Here is an 18789-nt window from a genome sequence, read left to right as displayed (position 1 = left end):
AGTCCGGTCACTCTGGGTGGGGTTGGATCATCGTTGGTGCCGTCCGTGCCCTACCGTTCTCCAGGACGCCAGGTGCACCGGAAAACGGCCGCACTGTCCGATGGCGGAGCCGCGCCCACAAGGCGGCGGCTCCGCCATTTCCGTCCCTCGGCCACCCGTGCGAGTGCCTGCGGCCCGGGGTGGCGGTTTGTGCCTGGGAAGCCCGGGTAAGTCCCCGTCGGTCCGGGTGGGGTCCCGGAGGGCTGAAGGGGGCATTGATGCGCACGTTGGGCGGGCGTTACCAGCTCGTGAACCGCATCGGCCTCGGCGGGATGTCGGAGGTCTGGCGCGGCCACGACGCGGTGCTCGACCGCCCGGTGGCCGTCAAGATCATGACTCCGGCGGTGGAGGGCACTCTCGGTCAGATCGGCGTCGACCTGGTCCGCACCGAGGCCCGCTCGGCCGCCCGGCTGGCGCACCCCAACGTCGCCGGGGTGCACGACTTCGGCACGTCGCCCGCCGGTGACCGCGACCTGCCGTACATCGTGATGGAGCTGGTCGAAGGGCAGACGCTCAGCGCACACCTCGCCGCCGGCCCGATGGACTGGCAGATCAGCGTCCGGATCTGTGCCGAGGTCGCCGCCGCGCTCGCCGCCGCGCACGCCGAGAACGTGGTGCACCGCGACATCAAACCGGCCAACATCATGCTGACCCCGGCCGGCGCGAAGGTGCTCGACTTCGGCATCGCCGCCGCCGTCGGCTCGCCCGACCCGGACCCGGACGGCCCGGTCATGGGTACCCCCGCCTACATCGCCCCGGAACGCTTCGAGGGGATGCCGGCGACCCCGGCGAGTGACATGTTCGCCCTGGGCACGCTGCTCTACCACTGCCTGAGCGGCCGGTTGCCCTGGCGCGCGCGCACCAACACCGAGCTGGTGATGGCGCAGCGGTACGAGGACGCGCTGCCGCTGCCGCCGATCGAGGGACTGGCGCCCGAGGTGATCGACCTCTGTTCACGCTGCCTCTCCCGCGACCCGGCGGAACGGCCGACCTCGCTCGTCGCCGCACTGCTGCTGGCCGAGGCGGTGGACGCGCGGGTCTACGTGCCGATGGCCGAGTTCGGCCTGGAACCGCACCGGCCGGCGGCGGTGTCGCCGTGGGACGAACAGGCCGCCGGGGCGCCGACCACCGCCGCGCCGGACGTGCCGGAGCCCGTGTGGGCGGGTGGCGACGGCGACCGCGTCGGCCGCCACCGCAAGGACTGAGCCCGCACCGGTCTCACCCGGCGCGCGGGACCACCACCACGGGACGGTGGGCGCGGCGCAGCAGCCGGGCCGACACCCCGCCGAGCAGCACCCGGCGCGCCGGGCCGTAACCGCGGGAACCACAGAACAGCACGTCCACCTCGGTCAGCTCGGCCAGCGACTCCACCACGTCGCCGGAGCGCAGCTCCCACCGCACGGCCACGTCCGGTACGGACTCGGCGGCCCGGTGCAGCGCCTGCTCGTACGTCTCTCGCGCGGTGTCCAGGAAGGCCCGCTCGGCGTCCTTGCCCAGCATGAAAGGCATCGCCGCGTCGCCGCGCGCCACCACCGTGACCAGCAGCAGCGGGACACCGGTGCGCCGGGCCAGCCGAGCGGCCGCCTCCAGCGCGGCCCGGCCGTCCGGGGTGTCCACGTAGGCGACGCCGATCCGCCCGATCGTGCCCGGCGGGTCGGGCAGCCCGGCCGGCGCCACCGCGACCGGGCAGACGCTGCCGGCCAGCAGGCGCTCGGCGGTGCTGCCCGGGAACAGCCGGCTCGTCGGCGCCGCCGCCCCCGAGCCCACCACGAGCAGCGCCGCCTGCCGGTGCTCGGCCAGGTCGTGCAGGCCGTGCGCGGCCGAGCTGGACGCGACCACCTGGTACTCCACGCCGGGCGGGTCGCCGAGCGTCTCCCGCGCCGCGGCGAGCACCCGCTCGGCCGCGGCGTGCCGGTCGGCGATCCACTCCGCGTCCACCCGGCCCGAGCCGAGCGCCGACGGCGCCGGGTGGACCACCGCCACGACCAGCGGGACGTCCAGGGTGGTCGCCGCCCAGTGGCCGAGCGCGAGGGCGTCCTTGGCAGCCGCGCCCGGGTCGGCGCCGACCACGACCGGACCGGCGGTCACGGCTGTTCCGCGTCGCTGCGCGTCGCCGGCCGCACCGGCGGTCACGGCTGTTCCTCGTCGCTGCGCGTCTCGGGCCGCTCCGCCGGGCTGTCCACCGCTGCGGCGGGCCGGCGCAGCCGGGAGTGGCGGTACCCGTAGAACGCGTAGATCAGCAGGCCGGCGACGAGCCAGGCGATGAACCGGAGCCAGGTGTCCAGCGGCAGGTCGGACATCAGGTAGACGGCGAACGCGATGCCGATCAGCGGCAGCAGCGGCGACCACGGCACCCGGTACGGGCGGGGCATGTCCGGCCGGGTCCGCCGCAGCACGATCACGCCGATGTTGACCAGGACGAACGCGAACAGTGTGCCGATGTTGACGAGCTTCACGATCTCGCCCAGCGGGACCAGCGCGGCCAGGACGGCGATCAGGATGCCCAGGCCGATGGTGAGGCGCGCCGGAGTGCCGTACCGCTGGTTGACCTTCGCCAGGCGCTGCGGCAGCAAGCCGTCGCGGCACATGGCGAAGAAGATCCGGGTCTGGCCGTAGAAGATCACCAGGACCACGCTGGTGATGGCGACGACCGCGCCGAGGGAGAGCACCGCGGCGGCCCAGGTGATCCCGGCGCCCTCGTCGAGTGCGGTGGCCAGCGGCGCCTCGCTGCCCGACATCTGCTCCGGCGTGGCGATACCGATCGCGCCGCCGACCGTGAGCACGTAGAAGACCGTGCAGATGAGCAGCGAGCCGATGATCGCGAGGGGCAGGTCCTTGGCCGGGTTCCGCGCTTCCTCGCTGCCGGTGGAGACCGCGTCGAACCCGATGTAGGCGAAGAAGATGATCGCCGCGGCCGCCGTCACACCGTCCACCCCCTCCGGCGCGAACGGCTTGAAGTTGCCGGTGCTGAAGTTCGCGGCCGCCACGACGATGAAGAAGATCAGCACGGCCAGCTTGATCACGACCATGACCAGGTTGGCGCGGGCGCTCTCGGTCACCCCGCGGACCAGCAGGAACGTGATGGCCAGGACGATGAAGACGGCCGGCAGGTTGAAAATGCCGCCGTCCTCGGGGGACTTGGCTATCGCATCCGGCAGGGCCACCCCGAACGCCGCGTCCAGGAACGCGTTGAGGTTGCCGCCCCAGCCGACCGCGATCGCGGCGACCGACACCCCGTACTCCAGGATCAGGTCCCAGCCGATGATCCAGGCGACCAGCTCGCCGAGCGTCGCGTAGGTGTAGGTGTAGGCGCTGCCGGAGACCGGAATCGACGATGCCAGCTCGGCGTAGGACAGCGCCGAGAACGCGCACGCCACGGCGGCCAGCACGAACGACAGGATCACCGCCGGGCCGGCCAGGTCGGCTCCCTCGCCGATGACGACGAAGATGCCGGTGCCGATGATCGCGCCGACCCCCATTGCGGTCAGCTGCGTGGAGCCGACCGCCCGCTTCAGCTGCGCATCCCCCGACGTATCGGTGATCAGCGATTTGACGTCGCGGACCGCGAAGATTCCCGGCTTCATGGCGCCTCCCTTCGGCAGCCCCCGCCGCCGTGCCTGTCACCGTGTCCCGCCGGGACGCGATGTCGCAAGATGATCGGCGCGATACGCCCAATCGGCTCGCTCGAGTTGCGCACGGCCGTGACGGCGGGCGGAAAACCGCCCCGCGTCCCTGCCGGTGGGCGGAAAACCGCTTGCGGCGTACGCCGTGTGCGCCGTGATCGCCGAACGACGCGGCAGCCTGCGAGAGGCCCGATCCGGGCGGTACGGTGAGGCTGACGGGCACGTGCCCCGGCTCGGAGGCGAGAATGGGTGAGGCCGTGATCACGACACGGCGACAGGCCGACGGCGCGATCGTCGTCGAGATCCGGGGCATCCTGGACGCCGCCACCGTCGACCCGGTCCGGTCCCAGTTGCTCGGCGTCCTGCAGCGCGACCGGCCCCGGCTCCTGGTCGTCGACATGATGTTCGTGACCTTCATGGACTCGTCGGGCATGCGCGCGCTGGTCGCCGCGCACGGAGCGGCGCGGGACATCGGCGCCCGGGTGCAGTTGCGGAACCTCAGCGAGTTCGTCCACCGCCAGCTGCGGATCACCGGCCTGACCGACCTCTTCGGAGTGCCGGCGGTGAACACCGGCGGTTATAGGCTGTGAGCGTGACGATCCTGGTGCCGTTCCACCAAGACACGCCCGTCGACCTGCCGGCCGCCGGCACCGCCGTCTCGCCGGTCCTGGACGCTCCCGGCCACTGGGACCGGATGGCCGCGGTGTGGGAGGCGACAGCAGCCGCCGTGGCCGCCGCCGGTCCTCGCCCGCTCGTGCTCTCCGGTGACTGCCTGATCGCCGGCGCGGTCGTCGCCGGCGTGCAGCGCACCGGCGTCGACCCGGCGCTCGTCTGGTTCGACGCGCACGGCGACCTGCACACGCTGGAGACCAGCACGTCCGGCTACCTGGGCGGCCTGTCGTTGCGGCTGGCGCTGGGCGCGCACCCGGAGCGGTACGCCGACCGGATCGGCCTGCGCCCGGTCGACCCGGCCCGGGCCGTCCTCGTCGACGGGCGCGACCTGGACCCGGCCGAGGCGGCCTATCTGGCCGGCGGCGCGGTCCGGCAGATCCCGGTCGGCGAGGCCGGTCCCGGCACGGTGCCGGAGGGGCCACTTGTCGTGCACGTCGACGTCGACGTGGTGGACGGCGCCGAGATCCCGGGCCTGCTGTTCCCGGTGCCGGGCGGCCCGTCCGCCGACGCGGTGCTGGCGGCGTGCGCCCGCCTCGCGGCGACCGGGCGGGTGGTGGCCTTCGACGTGGCGCTGCCCTGGCACCCGGCGACCGGCGAGCGGGAGCAGGCGACGCGGGCGGCCCTGGTGACCCGCCTGGTCGCCGAGCTCGGCGCCTGACGGATGCCTGTCCCGCTTCTCGGCGCACGCCCGCCTACACCAGCAGCGGCGCCTGCTTCGCCATGAGCGGCGTCATCGACGCACCCCACAAGTCGATGAGCAGCACGGTGAGCGACAAGATCCCGGAGATCGGCTCGCTCTCGATGACCTTCCTCGTCATCGAGGCCGAGAAGCACTACGCGAAGATCGGCTTCAAGCCGGCCTCGGTCGGCAAGCGGCTGGGCGTGCCGGCGGGCTGGCTCACTGTCGACCCCGCGAAGATCGATGACCTCGGCGACAGCCCGTACTCCTACGACGGCGAGACCGACCCGCTCGGCGCCCGCCAGCTGCTCGGAACCTCCACCGACATCGAGCGGACCGGCGACGGCGCCTTCACCGGCACCGCCGACCTGAGCGATATCGCCGCGTCGCACCCGGTGCTCGACGAGGAGGAGATCGCCTCGCTCGGGGCGAAGGCGAAGAAGGTGCCGTTCTCGGCGACCGTGGACACCGCGACCGGCAAGCTGGCGAAGGTCACGGTGACGATGCCGTCCGGCGGCAAGGTCAAGGGCGGCACCTGCACCCTGGCCTACAGCGGTTACGGCAGCACCGAGGCGCCGGCCGCGCCGACGGAGCCGAGGAAGGCGAACGCGACCGTGTACAGCATGCTCAACGGCTGAGCGCCGCCTACGGTCGGTGTGGGGTGAGTATCCGCTGGTCGGCGCGGACCGGGAACTCGATCGGGCCGCGGATGATGGTGGCGTTGCGGCGGCGGACGGCGCCCGCCCGCCGCAGGCCCGGCAGGCGCTCGGCCAGCCGCTGCAGGGCGATCACCGCCTCCAGCCGGGCCAGGGGCGCGCCCACGCAATAGTGGATGCCGCTGGAGAAGGCCAGGTGGTCGGCCTCCGGGGTGCGGTGGATGTCGAACCTGTCGGCCCGGGAGAAGATCGCCGGGTCGCGGTTGGCCGCCCCGATCAGCGTGATCACGAACTGGTCCGGGCGGACCACGCGGCCGGCAAGCTCGATCTCCTCGAAGGCGCACCGGGCGGTGCGCTGCACCGGTGGGTCCCAGCGCAGCGTCTCCTCCACCGCCTTCTCCGCCAGGCCGGCCGGGTCGTCGCAGAGGTCGGCCCACTGCTCGGGGTGGTCGAGCAGCGCGTTCACCGCGTTGCCGATCAGGTTGACGGTGGTCTCGTAGCCGGCGACGAGCAGCAGGCGGCACATCGGCAGGATCTCCGACGACTGGATCTGATCACCCTCGGCGGCCAGGATCTTGGAGACGGCGTCGTCGGCGGGTGTCTGCCGGCGCAGCGCCAGCAACGACGCGAGCACCGCGTCGAGGGCGTCGCTCGCCTGCTTGAGCCGGGCGGCGTGGCGCAGCCCGCGAATGCCGTCGAGGGCGCCACCGATGACGGCGCCGTGCGCGGCGAACCGGCCGGCGTCGGCGTCCGGCACGCCCAGCAGGTCCGAGATGACCGCGATCGGCAGGGGCGCGGCGAACGCCGGCACCAGGTCGAAGGTCTCCCGGGCGAGGGCCCGGTCGAGCAGGTCGTCGACGGTGCGTTCGATGAGCGGCCGGTACCCGGCGATCTGGCGCGGGCTGAACGCCGGCTGCGCGACGCGGCGCAACCGGGTGTGGTCCGGCGGGTTCCGGTCGAGGAACGACATGTCGACGGCGTCGCCGGGCGCACCCGGGCCGTTGATGTCGGCGGACCGGACGCCGAAGCGGCGGTCCCGCAGCACCGTGTCGCAGGTCCGGTAGGACGCGGTGACGTAGTTGCCGAGGCGGGTGGTGACGAGGTCACCACCCGCCCGGATGCGTTCGTAGATGTCGTACGGATTGTCGCGCCCCGGCTTCAGGTGCAGCCGGGACATCGGGTCGCGCCGCACGTAACCGTGGTAGACGACGCCGAACCGTTGCCGGTACAGCGCGGCGGCGAATCGAAGAGCTTGCATGGGCATACCCCCCTCGCAAGGAGGGTATGCGCCGTCAGTCGTTCTCGGCTACGTAAGCGCTGACCCAGGCCAGTGCCGCGTTCCAGTTGATCGTGAGTTCGTTCGTCGCCCAGGACTGGATGTCGTCGATGTAGCAGAACTGGCCCACACAACCGGCCAGCTTGGCCTGCGCCACCGGGTCCTGGATCGACGAGTTCGGCCCACCGGCGAGGGTGCCGGGGGGCGGGTTCGGCAGGGACGGGTCGAGCTGGCGGGCGTACCAGCGGCTGTGCTGGTTCTGGGAGCTGACCTCGCCGTACCCGGTCACGTAGGAGATGTTCAGGGCGTTGCGGCCGAACAGGTAGTCCAGCCCGATGAGCACGCCGTCGCGGTAGCGGTCCCGGCCGGTGAGCTTGTGCGCGGCGGCGACCACCACGAGGTTGTTCGCGATGATGCTGCTGGAACCCCAGTCCCAGACGTTGTTCGCCGGTGCGTAGGCGACCCCGTACCCGTGGCCGCGCTGGATCGCGAGGTACTTGTCGGCGCCGCGCACCACCGACGCCTTCACCGCGGCGAGGCCGGGCAGCCGGTTCGGCACGAGCGCTAGGTCGATGCGGGCGGCCGCGGCGGTGGCGGCCCAGTCGAAGGCGACCGGCCCGAACACGTCGGCGGTGTGCTCCGGGGAGGCGAGCACGTCGTCGCGGTACTTCTTCTCGCCGGTGGACAGGTAGAGCTCGGCCGCCGCCCAGTAGAACTCGTCGGTCACCTTGTCGTCGTTGTAGGCGCCGCCGCCGATGCCGTCCTCGACCGGTGCGTACCGGACCGGGTTGGTCTTGGCGGCGTCGTAGGCGACGCGCGCCGCGGCGAGCGCGCGCTTCGCGAAGGCCACGTCGAAGGGCCGGTAGATCCGCGCGGCCTGCGCCGCTGTCGCGGCGACGTTGAGCGTCGCGGCGGTGGAGACCGGGTGCAGCTCACGCGGCTGCGGATCGAGGTGGGGCAGCAGCGGGAGACCGGTCCAGGCCGCGTCGTGGATCTTGTGGTGGACCATCCCGGCGTACGGGTGACCCGTCGGCACCTGCATGGACAGGAGGAACTCGAGTTCCCAGCGCGCCTCGTCGAGCAGGTCCGGGGTCCGGTTGCCGCTCTCCGGGATGGCCAGGTTGACCTTCCGGGAACCCTTGAGGTGCTCGTACTCGCTGAGCAGGCCCCACACCGAGATACCGCCGTTGACGACGTACTTGCCGTGGTCACCGGCGTCGTACCAGCCGCCGCGCACGTCGAGGGTGTAGTCGCAGACCCCGGGCTGGCACGGCACGGCGCCGTCACCCTGGTTGGGTACGACGTCGACGTGCCCGGCCGGGCGGCCGTAACCGGGTCGCAGGTCGTCACGGATCTCGATGCCGCTGCGCTGGGTGTAGTAGAGCTTGAGGGCGTCGGTGCGCAGTTGCGCGTACGCCCGGGTCCCGATGTCGAAGGGCCGCGAGGTCTCGCCGTCCGCGCTCAGGGTGAGTCCCGCGGTGGTGCGCCGGTAGCGGCTGAAGTCGATGGTGTGCACGTTCTGCCCGGACGACTCGTCGATGCCGTGCGGCGTGGTCCGGCCCTTGGCGAGGGTACGGCCGGACGCGTCCTTGAGTTCCCAGCCGAGCGGGGTCGTCGCCGCGGTGACCACTGTGGCGTTCTTCGGGCCGTCGGTCAGATAGCCCACCTGGTTGACCCGGACCCGGGGGCCGGTGTCGGGCTCGTAGACCTCGGGCGGGACGCCGCCGACGAGGCTGACGTTGTCGACGCAGAAGCGCCACGGCTCCGGGCTGCCCCCGACCTGGAAGGCGACCTGCCCCTGCGCGGTGGAGGTGCTGGCGGTGAACGTGTACTCGTAATGCGTGAGGTCGCCCAGGATCGGCGACTGTTCGAAATAGGTGTCGTACGGCGCGACCGCGAGACCGGCCACCGCCCGGACCACGTGGCCAGCGTCGCCACTCGCGTCGAAGGAGAGACGGTAGGTCTCGCCGGCGACCAGGTCGATGTCGTTCTGGCCGATCGCGGCGTCCCAGCGGTTGGTGGTGCCGCCCGGCACGTCGACGCAGGCCCGGCCGTCGTCCAGGGCGATCGGCATGCCGGCGGTGGACCAGAACGGGTCTGCGGTGCCGTCGAAACCGCCGTTGACGATCTGCTCGACCTCGTCGGCGTGGGCCGGCGAGGCGATGCCGACCGTCAGTAGGACGGCCGTGAGGCCGATGATGCGGGAGCGCTCCCATCGAGACATGGACCTATGTTTATTACGTACTTGTTTCCACGTCAACGGCCCTGGTCGCGGATCCACGCATCGATCAGGCCCCCGAAGTGGGCAAGGAACTTCTCGTGCTCGTGCACCGGATACATCGCCCGGACCGTCTCACGCAGCAGCGACCGGAACTCCTCGGAGACCACCCAGTCGTAAACGATCTCGTCGACGTTGCTCAGATGCTTGTCGCAGAACTCCCGGTAATGATCGATCTCGAAGTAGTCGTCGGCGAGCCGGCGGTAACCGGCGAGCTTCTCCGCATAGGAGAGCCCCGGGTCGTCGGCGATCGCGAAGTACTGCGACATGTCGGTGTCCAGTCGCGGCTTACGCCCGGTCACCACGCAGAACACGGTCCACCTGACCAGGGCGGTCATCGCCCACGGGAAGTAGTAGTGCAGCGAGGTGAGCGAGACGTCCGGGCAGGCGTTGGCGTAATCGATCGGGTGCACGTCGTCGCCGCGGACCAGGGACTCGCAGCTGTTGAACTCCCACCGGAAGAACGCGTTCACCAGCCGCGAGATCGTCACCACCTCGTCGCCGGCGGAGTCCGACAGGAAGTTGTGGTCCACCTCGTAGCGGGCGTGCATCGGCTGGTCCGGCCGGAACTTCATCACCATCGTCTCCGGGCCGATGCTCAGGCTCCGGGCGAACACGTCGTAATCCTCCACCGACGCCTGCAGATGCATCAGCCGCGCACCGGACGCGTCGTAGGCGGCGTGCAACTCCGTCTCGTTGCGGATCCGCGAGACCCCGACCCAGGCGCCACCGTCGTACGGCTTCATCCAGAGCGGGTAACCGACCCCCGCCGCCGTCGCCTCCAGGTCGAACGGCCGGTTGTACCGCGCCGCCGTGTACGCCCAGCGTGAGTTCTCCAGGGGGTTCTTGAACGGCACGAGCACCGTCTCCGGGATCTTCAGGCCGAGCCGCATCATCGCGCAGTACGCCGCGTGCTTCTCCATCGACTGGAACGTGAACGGGCTGTTCAGCAAATACACGTCGTCCATCAGCGCGATTTTCTTGAGCCACTCGCGCGGGTGGTAGTACCAGTACGCGAGCCGGTCGATGACCAGGTCGTGCCGGGGCTGGTACCGCAGGTTGAACGGCTCGATGGTGACACGCACCGGACTGGCCCGGTGCGTCCGGCCGTCCGGCCCGGTGACGAGGCTGACGCGGCGCAGCAGCGCCTCGTAGGCGCGTGGCCAGTCGTCCTCGGTGCCCAGCAACAGTCCGATGGTGTGCTCGACGTCGGCCACGGCCGCCTCCTTCAACTCAATCGGGCCATACCCGGCACAGCAGGGAGGTGAGGTGCGGGTCCAGCGTGTCGCGCCAGCCTGCCCAGGTGTGCGCGTCCGGGTTCTCGGTGAGGACAATCGGATACCCCTGATCGCGCAGCGCATCCGCCATGTCCCGGTTGTTCGCCAGGTTCTCCTCGGCCACGCCGCACGTCAGCGTGGCCGGCACCGCGGGGCCACGGCCGGCCCGCAGGACCTTCTCGGTGAAACGCACGATCCGCCCCCACTGCGCGAAACCCGCCTCCTGGCTGTCATGGCGCGGCTGGAAATAGCTGCCGGACTGCAAGAACAGCCCGGCGAACCCGGCTGGGTGCCGGCGCTGCGCATGCAGCATGGCGAGCGCGCCGAGGCTGGCGCCGACCCCGACGACGGCCGGGCTCTGAAATTCCGTGCGCAGGCGCGGCACGATCTCGCCGGCCAGGGCCAGGGCATAGGCGGGGGAGGCCGAGTACCACTCGTCGCGGTCACCGGGCGGCAGGAGCGCCAGATGGTACGCCGGGACGCGCCCCGCCCGGATCATCACCGACGTATATCGCACCAGTCCGGCGAACCGCTCGTAATCGCCGCCGTCGTGGGCGATCAGCAGCCGCCCGCGCGGAGAGGCCGGACCGTCCGGCGACCAGATCCGGATCTCACAGGTCGCGCGCAGGCCCCGGAGCGGCACCAGCACCGTCCGCCAGGTGCCGTCCGGGCTGTTCGTGCCGTCCGGGCTGTTCGTGCCGTCCGGGCCGTTTGTGTCTTCCGGGCCGTTTGTGCTTTTCGGGTCGGATCGGTGCAGCCAGTCGGGCTCCCGGTAATCCGGGGCGTGCACCACCGAGGAATCACCGAAACCGCCCGGCGCCAGCGACGGATTGCCCGGATCGGTCACGGTCTCCCGGGTGCCGTCCGGATGGGTTAGCTCGAACCGGTACTCGATGCGCCGCACCGGCGGGGCCTCCAGGCGAAGCTCCCAGGCGGCACCGGCGAACTCCAGGTCGGTGTGCCGGACGGAGGCGAGCAGCCGCACGCCCGCGAGACGCTTCTCCGGATCGGGATAGCGGAACCGCACCGTGGCACCGTCCCAAGCCTCCATGAACGCACCCTACTGCCGGGCCGCCCCGCTCGCCCGGCGCCGGAAAATTGTCGGAGGCACGGCCTAGAGTCGTCGGCGTGCGGATTCGGATCGAGGGCCACGACCTTCCCGGCCGGGCGGGCGCTCCCCAGGCGGAGGCGTTGCGGCTCGGCGGGGTGCACGTCGGCGTGCAGCGCAAGGCCGAGGTGGTGCAGCGGGTCCCGGTCCACGCCGAGCGGGCGGTCTGGGAGTTCGACGTCGACGTGCGGCACGTCGACGGCCTGCTCGACGTCGGCGGCCCGTGGGTGCACGGCCGCCCCGGCCGGCGGTTCCTCTACCTCAGCTGGGGCGCCGTCGACGGCGACGCGTTCGCGATGTTCCGCCGCGCCAAGCTGCTGTTCGGCGACATCCCCGGCGACCTGCTGAGCGCGGCCGCCGCCGGCGCGGGCGTCCTGGTCGCCCGCCTCGGCCTGACCGACGCCGAGGGCGGGCCGCGGTGTGCCCGGGTGGCCCCACCCGACCTGACCTGGGAGCTGGCATGAGCGCCGGCGGACCGGCCGTGGACGACGGTGGCAGGGCCGGGGCTGGCATGAGCGCGGCCGATCCGGTCGTGGGCGGCGTGGACGATGACGACCGGGCGGGGGCTGGCATGAGCGCGGCCGATCCGGTCGTGGGCGGCGTGGACGATGACGACCGGGCGGGGGCTGGCATGAGCGCGGGCGATCGGGCAACGGCGGGGATGAACGTCGGGGACCCGGCTGGGGCCGCGGGGCCTCCGGTGCCGGCGGGGGTGCGGGTGCTGCACGGGTTCGCCGGGCCGGACGGCGGGCTCAGCCTGTGGGCCGAGGACAGCTCCGCCACACCGGCCGCCCGGCGGCCGGCGGAGCGGGGCGGCGTGCCGTGGCATCCGTTCGCGGCGCCGGTCGAGCGACTACCGGCCGGCGAGACCCGGGCGCCGGCGACGCTGGTGCTGCCGTCCACGTCGTCCGGGCCGCTCGGGTCGCCGCAGCTCGGTCTCGCGCCCCGGCGGGGCATCACCAAGGCCCGCTCCTGGCGGGTGCCGGCGGTCCGCGTGCCGTTCGTCGACCCCGACGTGGTCGCCGAGTTCGACGGGCGGATCGCGCCGTCCGCGGCCTGGCTGGTCGAGCTCTGCGGGTTCGCCGCCGGCCTGGTCCGGCGCGGGCGGGTGCTGCCGTCGGTGCGCGTCGACGGCCCCCGGCCGGTGGCCTTCTGGCGCCCGGTCGTGATCGGCGCCGACGCGGTCCGGCGGGCCGCCCTGATCGAACGGATGCCACCGGCCTGCCGCGCCGAGGCCGCCACCAGCTACACGACTCGCGCCGGCTCCGCGATCCGCGCCGACTCCGTAGGCGCCGCCGGTTCCGCGGCTCGCGCCGGCTCCGCAGCCCACAAGGGCTCCGTGATCGCCGCAAATCCCATGATCGTCGCAGATTCCGTGAACGGCGCAGATTCCGTGACGCCTGCCGGTTCCGCAGCCGACGCGGGCTCCGCAGCCGGCGCGGGCTCCGCAGCCGACGCGGGCTCCGCAGCCGGCGCGGGCTCCGCGACTCGCGCCGGTTCCGCGTCGCCCGCTGGTTCCGCGTCCCCCGCTGGTTCCGCGTCCCCCGCCGGCTCCGCGATTGCCGCTGCGGACCTGGTGGAGGTGGCCCTGGAACGGCTGGTCGACGGGCTCGTGCGGACCCGGCTCGCCGTGGCCGGTGTGTCCCTGGCCGACTACGGCTGGCTGGCCGCGCTCGGTGGTAAGCCGGGGTTCGAGGCCGCTCCGGCGCTCGTCGACGAGCTGGTCGGGCGCCTCGACGCGTGGTTCGACCAAGCGGCCCGGGGTGCCGAGGTGCGGGTCTGTTTCCGGCTCGGCGACCCCCGCGAGCACGAGCCGGTCCTGCCCGACGAGGTGCCGCTGCCGGAGGACGCCTGGCGTCTGGAGTTCCTGCTCCAAGCGGCCGACGAGCCGAGTGTCCTGGTGCCGGCGGCCGAGGTGTGGCATGACCGGTTCGCCCCGCTGAGCCGATGGACCAGCCACCCGCAGGAGCGGCTGCTCGCCGGCCTGGGGCGGGCCGCCCGGCTCTACCCGGCGCTCGGCGAGGCCTTGCGGGACGCCCGGCCCGCCGAGATGCTGCTCGACACCGAGGGCGCGCACGGGTTCCTCAGCCATGCCGCGCTGCTCGAGGAGGCCGGTTACGGTGTGCTGCTGCCTGCCTGGTGGCAGCGCCGGCCCGGGCTCGGCCTGTCGCTGAACGTGCGCAGCCGTGAGCCGGTCTCGGCCGTGCTGCGCGACCGGGCCGTGGGCAAGAAGGAGCTGGTGGAGTACCGCTGGGGCCTGGCCCTGGGCGGGCGCACCCTCACCGAGCACGAGCTCACAGACCTGGCCCGGGCCAAGGTACCGCTGGTCCGGCTGCGCGGGCGGTGGGTCCACCTCGACCCGCAGCGGCTCGCGGCCGGGCTGGCCTTCCTGCGCCGGGGCGGCGGCACGATGACCGCCGGGGACGCGCTGGCGACGATGCGCCTGCTGCCGCCGGAGGAACTGCCTCTGCCGGTGACCGACGCCCGCGGCGAGGGCTGGCTGGCCGACCTGCTCACCGGGCGCCTCGACGAGCGGCTGGAAGTGCTCGATCCGCCGGAAGGGCTGGCGGGGGTGCTCCGGCCGTACCAGATGCGGGGTTTCTCCTGGCTCGCCTTCCTCGACCGGATCGGGCTCGGCGCGTGCCTCGCCGACGACATGGGGCTCGGCAAGACGGTGCAGCTGCTGGCGCTGCTGCTGCACCACCGCGCGGGGCCGGCGCTGCTGATCTGCCCGCTCTCGGTGCTCGGCAACTGGCAGCGCGAGGCCGAGCGGTTCGCGCCGTCGCTGCGGGTGCGGGTGCTGCACGGCGCCGACCGGGCGGACCCGGCGACCCTGGCCGAGGGCGCGGACCTGGTGCTCACCACGTATACGACGGCGGTCCGCGACGCGGACGCGCTCGCCGGGGTCGAGTGGGACCGGGTGGTGCTCGACGAGGCGCAGCACATCAAGAACGCCGGCAGCGGCGCCGCGAAAGCGGTCCGGCGGTTCCCGGCCCGCAACCGGATCGCGCTGACCGGCACCCCCGTGGAGAACCGGCTCGCCGAGCTCTGGTCGATCCTCGACTTCCTCAACCCGGGCGTGCTCGCGTCGGCGCACACGTTCCGGGCCCGGTTCGCGGTGCCCGTCGAGCGCTACGGCGACGAGGACGCGGCGGCCCGGCTGCGGCAGGCCACCCGGCCGTTCCTGCTGCGCCGCACCAAGAGCGACCCGATGATCGCCGCCGAACTGCCGGCCAAACGGCACGTGCGGCACCTGTGCGGGATGACTACCGAGCAGGTCAGCCTCTACCAGGCGGTGCTCGACGACCTCACCGGCCGGCTCGACGAACCCGGCGACAACTGGCGCAAAGGTCTCGTGCTGGCCGCGATGACCAAGCTGAAACAGGTGTGCGTGCACCCGGCGCTCGCCCTGAAGGACAACTCGCCGCTGCCCGGGCGCTCCGGCAAGGTGGACCGGCTGGAGGAGATCCTCGACCGGGCGCTCGGTGCGGGGGAGAGCGCGCTGGTGTTCACCCAGTTCGCCCGGTTCGGCCAGATGCTGACGCCGCATCTGACGGCCCGCTTCGGCGTACCCGTCACGTTCCTGCACGGAGGCACGCCGCGCGCCGCGCGCGACGCCATGGTCGCGGAGTTCCAACGGGCCGCGCAGCCCGGGATCTTCGTGCTGTCGCTGAAAGCCGGCGGTACCGGCCTCAACCTGACCGCGGCCAACCACGTGATCCACGTCGACCGCTGGTGGAACCCGGCGACCGAGTCGCAGGCCTCCGACCGGGCCTACCGGATCGGGCAGCGCCGCGACGTGCACGTGCACAACCTGGTCTGCCTCGGCACCCTCGAGGAGAACATCGACAAGGTGCTCGCCGACAAGGGCGTGCTCGCCGAGCGGGTGGTCGGCACGGGGGAGGGCTGGCTGAGCGCGCTCTCCACCAGCGAACTGCGCGACCTGGTCGCCCTGGCACCGGAGGCGATCGTTGACTGACCTGCCCCTCGCCTTCCTCGGCATGTTCGAGGCCCTGCGGATGGGCCCGACGTTCGCCCGCGGCCGCCGCGACGAACGCGCCGGCCACGTCCGCAGCCTCACCATCTCGTCCAGCCTCGTCGTCGCCCAGGTCCGCGGCCCCGACGACCCGGCCGCTTTCCGCGCACGCATCGCCGTCCGCTCCTTCGGCGCCACCGAATGGGCGCGCGTCGAGAAAGCCCTGGTAACCGAGGCCCGCTACGTCGCCTCGCTGCTCGACGGCCGGATGCCGGACGGCATCGAAGCCGTCTTCGCCGAAGCCGGGCTCGGCCTGCTGCCGCTCTCCCTCGACGAGGTCGCGCTCGACTGCACGTGCGAACGCTGGCCGATGCCCTGCGAACATCTCGCCGCCACCTGCTACGCCTTGGCGCGCACGTTCGAGAGCGACCCGTTCGAGGTTTTCACCTGGCGCGGCCGCTCCCGCGACGAACTCCTGATGCGCCTGCGCCTGCTCCGCGAGTCCGCCGCCATCGACGGCCTGGTCGCGGCGGCGTCACCCGCACCGGCACCCCCGCCCCGGCCCCTCATCGACCCGGCGGACCCGGCGGCCTTCTGGGGCACGGATCCGCCGGCGGCCGCGGCGGCACCTTCCGGGATACGGCCGGACGCCCTCCTCGACCAACTCGACGCACCGCCACTCAGCCACCACGGAAAGCCGATCGTGGAGGTGTTGCGACAGGCCTATGCCGCCCTGCCGGACGACGACACACCCTGACGCCCGCGCCGTGACGCTCGCTCACGTCCGCACGTACAGGCGGAGCAAGCCGAACGCCGTCCAGCCGACACCTCCCGCGCACCAACCCGCGTCCCCCGGCCCCGGCCCCGGTCGTGCCGGACGCGCCGTCCCAGTCGGAGATGTTGATCTGCTAGCGGTGCGAAATCGCTGTGATCAAGGGTTTAAGACCGCGATTTCGTAGCGCTAGCAGATCAACATCTCCGCGCGGACGCCACGCAGCCGACCTCAGCGACTTGTTCGGAGGGACCGCGACGGAGGCGAGGGCAGGCAGCACCACGCCGCACTCGTCTGCCTTGGCCGCCGCCGTGTTGGCGTCCCGCGCGCCATGCTTCGCACCCGAACCCTGCTAACCAGCACAAACCGGCAGAAGAGCTCGTACTCGCTGCTTGACCGGACGATAGGAGACTCCCGTCGCGACGCTTCGGTTGCGCGCCTACCTCGCCGGTGACGTTCGCCTGTGGCGCTCGCGCGTGATGTTCCGGGCTTGGTTGTGGGCGGCGGGTCTGATGATCCGGGGTCGGTTGCGGGCTGCCGGGGGTTGCGAGGGGAGGCTAGGGTGAACGCGTGATGTGGTGGGAAGCCCTTTGGCGCCTGGTCGGTCTGCTGACCGATGCCGGCCCTGCCGCGATCCTTGTCGGAGCGGGCGCCGTCGCCGGTGTCCTGCTGCTGGCCGCGCTCACCGCCGGTGCCCTGCTCAACTTCCGGACGGTCGTGACCTCCCCGGTCAGCCGTTCGGAGATGCGGGAGCGCGCCCGGCGTACCGGTGTGCCACGCCACCGCGACCCCGACGCACCCGGGCGGACCCGGCCGCGCGGTCCCACCGTGACGCCCGTGGCCGCCTGAGCATCTTCGTCCGCCACGCCGCGTTCCCGCGCCCGGCCGCGTCTCCCGACGCGCAGCCGCCGAGGCGCACCGGCCAAGGTCCTGACGCGCACGCGCCGGGGTCCTGACGCGCGGCAGCCGAGGTCTTGGCGCGCAGCGCCCGAGGGCCCCTCGCGCACCGGCACGGTCGATTCCCGCAATCCAGCTCGAGTCGGACTCCGCGCCGTCGTCACTGGCCCCGATCAGTGGGTGCCGGATGCGCCGGTGTTGCTGCCGACCGCGGGGTCCGTGCCCGGGATCGAGCGCCGCGCGTGCGGTAGTGACCGCGGCGCCCGATCCGCGGCGCTGACATCGGCATTCGCCGACCTCGCGTGCGGACAGCCGGAGCGATGATGCTCGGCTCGGCCACTGCTGACTGTCCACCAGTCCAGTGCGTCCTTTGGAGCCTTCCCGATGATGGAATTCGTCTATACCGCCATCTCCGCCGTTCTGCTGTTCTGGCACGCCGCCTGGGAGCGGGTGCTCGGCGACGCAGCCGGGCTCGCCACCTCGTGGTCGTGGGTGCTGGGCATCGTGTTCCTGGTGCTCACCGTCCGTGTCGCGCTGTTCCCCGTGATCGTCCGGCAGGTGCGGGCGCAGCGTGCGACCCAGCGGGTGCAACCGCAGGTCAAGGCGTTGCAGGAGAAGCATCGGGGTGATCAGGTCACCCTGCGGAAGGAGTTGGCGGAGCTGATGCGGCGGGAGAACGCCAGCCCGTTCGCACAGTTCCTGCCGATGCTTGTCCAGCTCCCGATCGTTCTCGGTCTTCTGCACGTGCTGCGCCACCTGCGTCCGGAGATCACCAGCGAGGCGTCGCGCACGCTGTACGGCTGGACGCTCACCCAGTTCGACGGTGCGGTGCAGGCGAAGCTCTTCGGGGCCCCGATCGTTGCCGGGTTCACCACCGGCGGCACGGTCGTCAAACTCGTGGCGGCGGTTCTGATCCTGCTCATGACGGTGACGACCTACCTCAGCACCCGCCAGATGATCAGTAGGTCGGGGTGGGCGCAGGACGAGCCGGCCCGTACCGTCCAGCGCCTCATGCTCTACGGTATCCCGGTGTCCCTGCTGGTGTCCGGCGTGCTCTTCCCCATCGGCGTCGTCCTCTACTGGGTGACGCAGAACCTGTTCGCTCTCGGTCAGCAAGCCTGGATCCTGCGCCGTTACCCGCTGCCGCCGGTGCCGGACGCGGGCGGCAAGCCGGTCACGCCGCCACCAGCTCCGGGACGGCGGGTCACCCCACCCAGGGTGGGTGCCAAGCCGGCCGGGCGCAAAGCACGGGGGTACGGCCGGAGCACGACCCGCTGAGTCCGCGCATTCTCATAGCGACGGCCGGGAATGGCGTCCCGATTTCGGCGACATTTCCAGCGTTCTCTCAGGTGGGCCCGGGTGCGGGGGTGCCGGGACGGGACGGTCGCTTACCCCGTACACAAAAGAAATGCCTGATAGGAAGCTCTTTCGCTCTTGAAACATTGTGGCGCCGACTATCTGTATTCATGGCGGTACGGACACTGAAAGGGTCATCCAAACGGTCAACTTTCCGGGAAACGGCGGAGCGGCTTTGCG

The 18789-nt window shown here is 72.1% G+C and carries 15 protein-coding genes; 9 read left to right on the top strand and 6 right to left on the bottom strand.

Features of this window, described 5'->3' with window-relative positions:
* Positions 1-257 precede the first annotated feature (257 nt).
* On the top strand, positions 258-1244 hold the full coding sequence (locus tag LPA41_RS30955) for a serine/threonine-protein kinase (RefSeq protein ID WP_229074571.1): 987 nt from the start codon (positions 258-260) through the stop codon (positions 1242-1244).
* A 13-nt stretch (positions 1245-1257) separates the two neighbouring features.
* Here LPA41_RS30955 and LPA41_RS43105 read toward each other — a convergent pair whose 3' ends face one another.
* Positions 1258-2172 carry a universal stress protein gene (locus LPA41_RS43105; protein WP_229074570.1) on the bottom strand — a complete coding sequence of 305 codons (915 nt, stop codon included), beginning with the start codon at positions 2170-2172 and terminating at the stop codon, positions 1258-1260.
* Positions 2169-3623, bottom strand: a complete 1455-nt coding sequence (locus LPA41_RS30945) for an amino acid permease (protein WP_229074569.1) — start codon at positions 3621-3623, stop codon at positions 2169-2171. The genes LPA41_RS43105 and LPA41_RS30945 overlap by 4 nt, the downstream gene beginning before the upstream one ends.
* A 296-nt stretch (positions 3624-3919) precedes the next feature.
* Between LPA41_RS30945 and LPA41_RS30940 the strand changes: the two genes are divergently transcribed.
* The 3 genes from LPA41_RS30940 (at position 3920) to LPA41_RS30930 (ending at position 5651) form a co-directional block, all read left to right on the top strand.
* Positions 3920-4252, top strand: a complete 333-nt coding sequence (locus LPA41_RS30940; RefSeq protein WP_229074568.1) for an STAS domain-containing protein — start codon at positions 3920-3922, stop codon at positions 4250-4252.
* 2 nt (positions 4253-4254) lie between these two features.
* A complete protein-coding gene (locus tag LPA41_RS30935) occupies positions 4255-4992 on the top strand; it encodes an arginase family protein (RefSeq protein ID WP_229074567.1) in 738 nt (245 codons plus the stop codon).
* Between the two features lie 62 nt (positions 4993-5054).
* Complete coding sequence (locus LPA41_RS30930; RefSeq protein ID WP_229074566.1) at positions 5055-5651, top strand: hypothetical protein; 597 nt, start codon at positions 5055-5057, stop codon at positions 5649-5651.
* 7 nt (positions 5652-5658) lie between these two features.
* Here the strand turns inward: LPA41_RS30930 and LPA41_RS30925 are convergent, their stop codons facing one another.
* The 4 genes from LPA41_RS30925 to LPA41_RS30910 are packed head-to-tail and all read right to left on the bottom strand — an operon-like array spanning position 5659 to position 11551.
* Positions 5659-6927, bottom strand: a complete 1269-nt coding sequence (locus tag LPA41_RS30925) for a cytochrome P450 (RefSeq protein WP_229074565.1) — start codon at positions 6925-6927, stop codon at positions 5659-5661.
* A 34-nt stretch (positions 6928-6961) separates the two neighbouring features.
* Positions 6962-9169, bottom strand: a complete 2208-nt coding sequence (locus tag LPA41_RS30920; protein WP_229074564.1) for a glycoside hydrolase family 9 protein — start codon at positions 9167-9169, stop codon at positions 6962-6964.
* 32 nt (positions 9170-9201) lie between these two features.
* Entirely contained in the window at positions 9202-10440 is a 1239-nt protein-coding gene (locus tag LPA41_RS30915; RefSeq protein WP_229074563.1) for a RimK family alpha-L-glutamate ligase, read from the bottom strand.
* A 16-nt stretch (positions 10441-10456) separates the two neighbouring features.
* Positions 10457-11551 (bottom strand): esterase family protein, encoded by a 1095-nt coding sequence (locus LPA41_RS30910; protein ID WP_229074562.1) that lies wholly within the window; start codon positions 11549-11551, stop codon positions 10457-10459.
* Positions 11552-11628: 77 nt separating this feature from the next.
* Between LPA41_RS30910 and LPA41_RS30905 the strand changes: the two genes are divergently transcribed.
* The 5 genes from LPA41_RS30905 to yidC all read left to right on the top strand — a co-directional run bounded on the left by LPA41_RS30905 (position 11629) and on the right by yidC (position 18531).
* Positions 11629-12072 carry a DUF5990 family protein gene (locus LPA41_RS30905; protein WP_229074561.1) on the top strand — a complete coding sequence of 148 codons (444 nt, stop codon included), beginning with the start codon at positions 11629-11631 and terminating at the stop codon, positions 12070-12072.
* A 197-nt stretch (positions 12073-12269) separates the two neighbouring features.
* On the top strand, positions 12270-15587 hold the full coding sequence (locus LPA41_RS30900) for an SNF2-related protein (protein WP_374238230.1): 3318 nt from the start codon (positions 12270-12272) through the stop codon (positions 15585-15587).
* Complete coding sequence (locus LPA41_RS30895; RefSeq protein ID WP_229074559.1) at positions 15580-16341, top strand: hypothetical protein; 762 nt, start codon at positions 15580-15582, stop codon at positions 16339-16341. Before LPA41_RS30900 ends, LPA41_RS30895 begins: the two co-directional genes overlap by 8 nt.
* 588 nt (positions 16342-16929) lie before the next feature.
* Positions 16930-17205, top strand: a complete 276-nt coding sequence (locus tag LPA41_RS30890) for a DUF6412 domain-containing protein (protein ID WP_229074609.1) — start codon at positions 16930-16932, stop codon at positions 17203-17205.
* A 435-nt stretch (positions 17206-17640) separates the two neighbouring features.
* Complete coding sequence (gene yidC / locus LPA41_RS30885; RefSeq protein ID WP_229074558.1) at positions 17641-18531, top strand: membrane protein insertase YidC; 891 nt, start codon at positions 17641-17643, stop codon at positions 18529-18531.
* The last annotated feature ends 258 nt before the right edge of the window (positions 18532-18789 follow it).

Source organism: Actinoplanes sp. DH11 (genome assembly GCF_020873875.1).
Lineage (GTDB): Bacteria > Actinomycetota > Actinomycetes > Mycobacteriales > Micromonosporaceae > Actinoplanes.
Note: the sequence above shows the minus strand (reverse complement) of the source record. Positions and strands in the feature narration are given on the sequence as shown.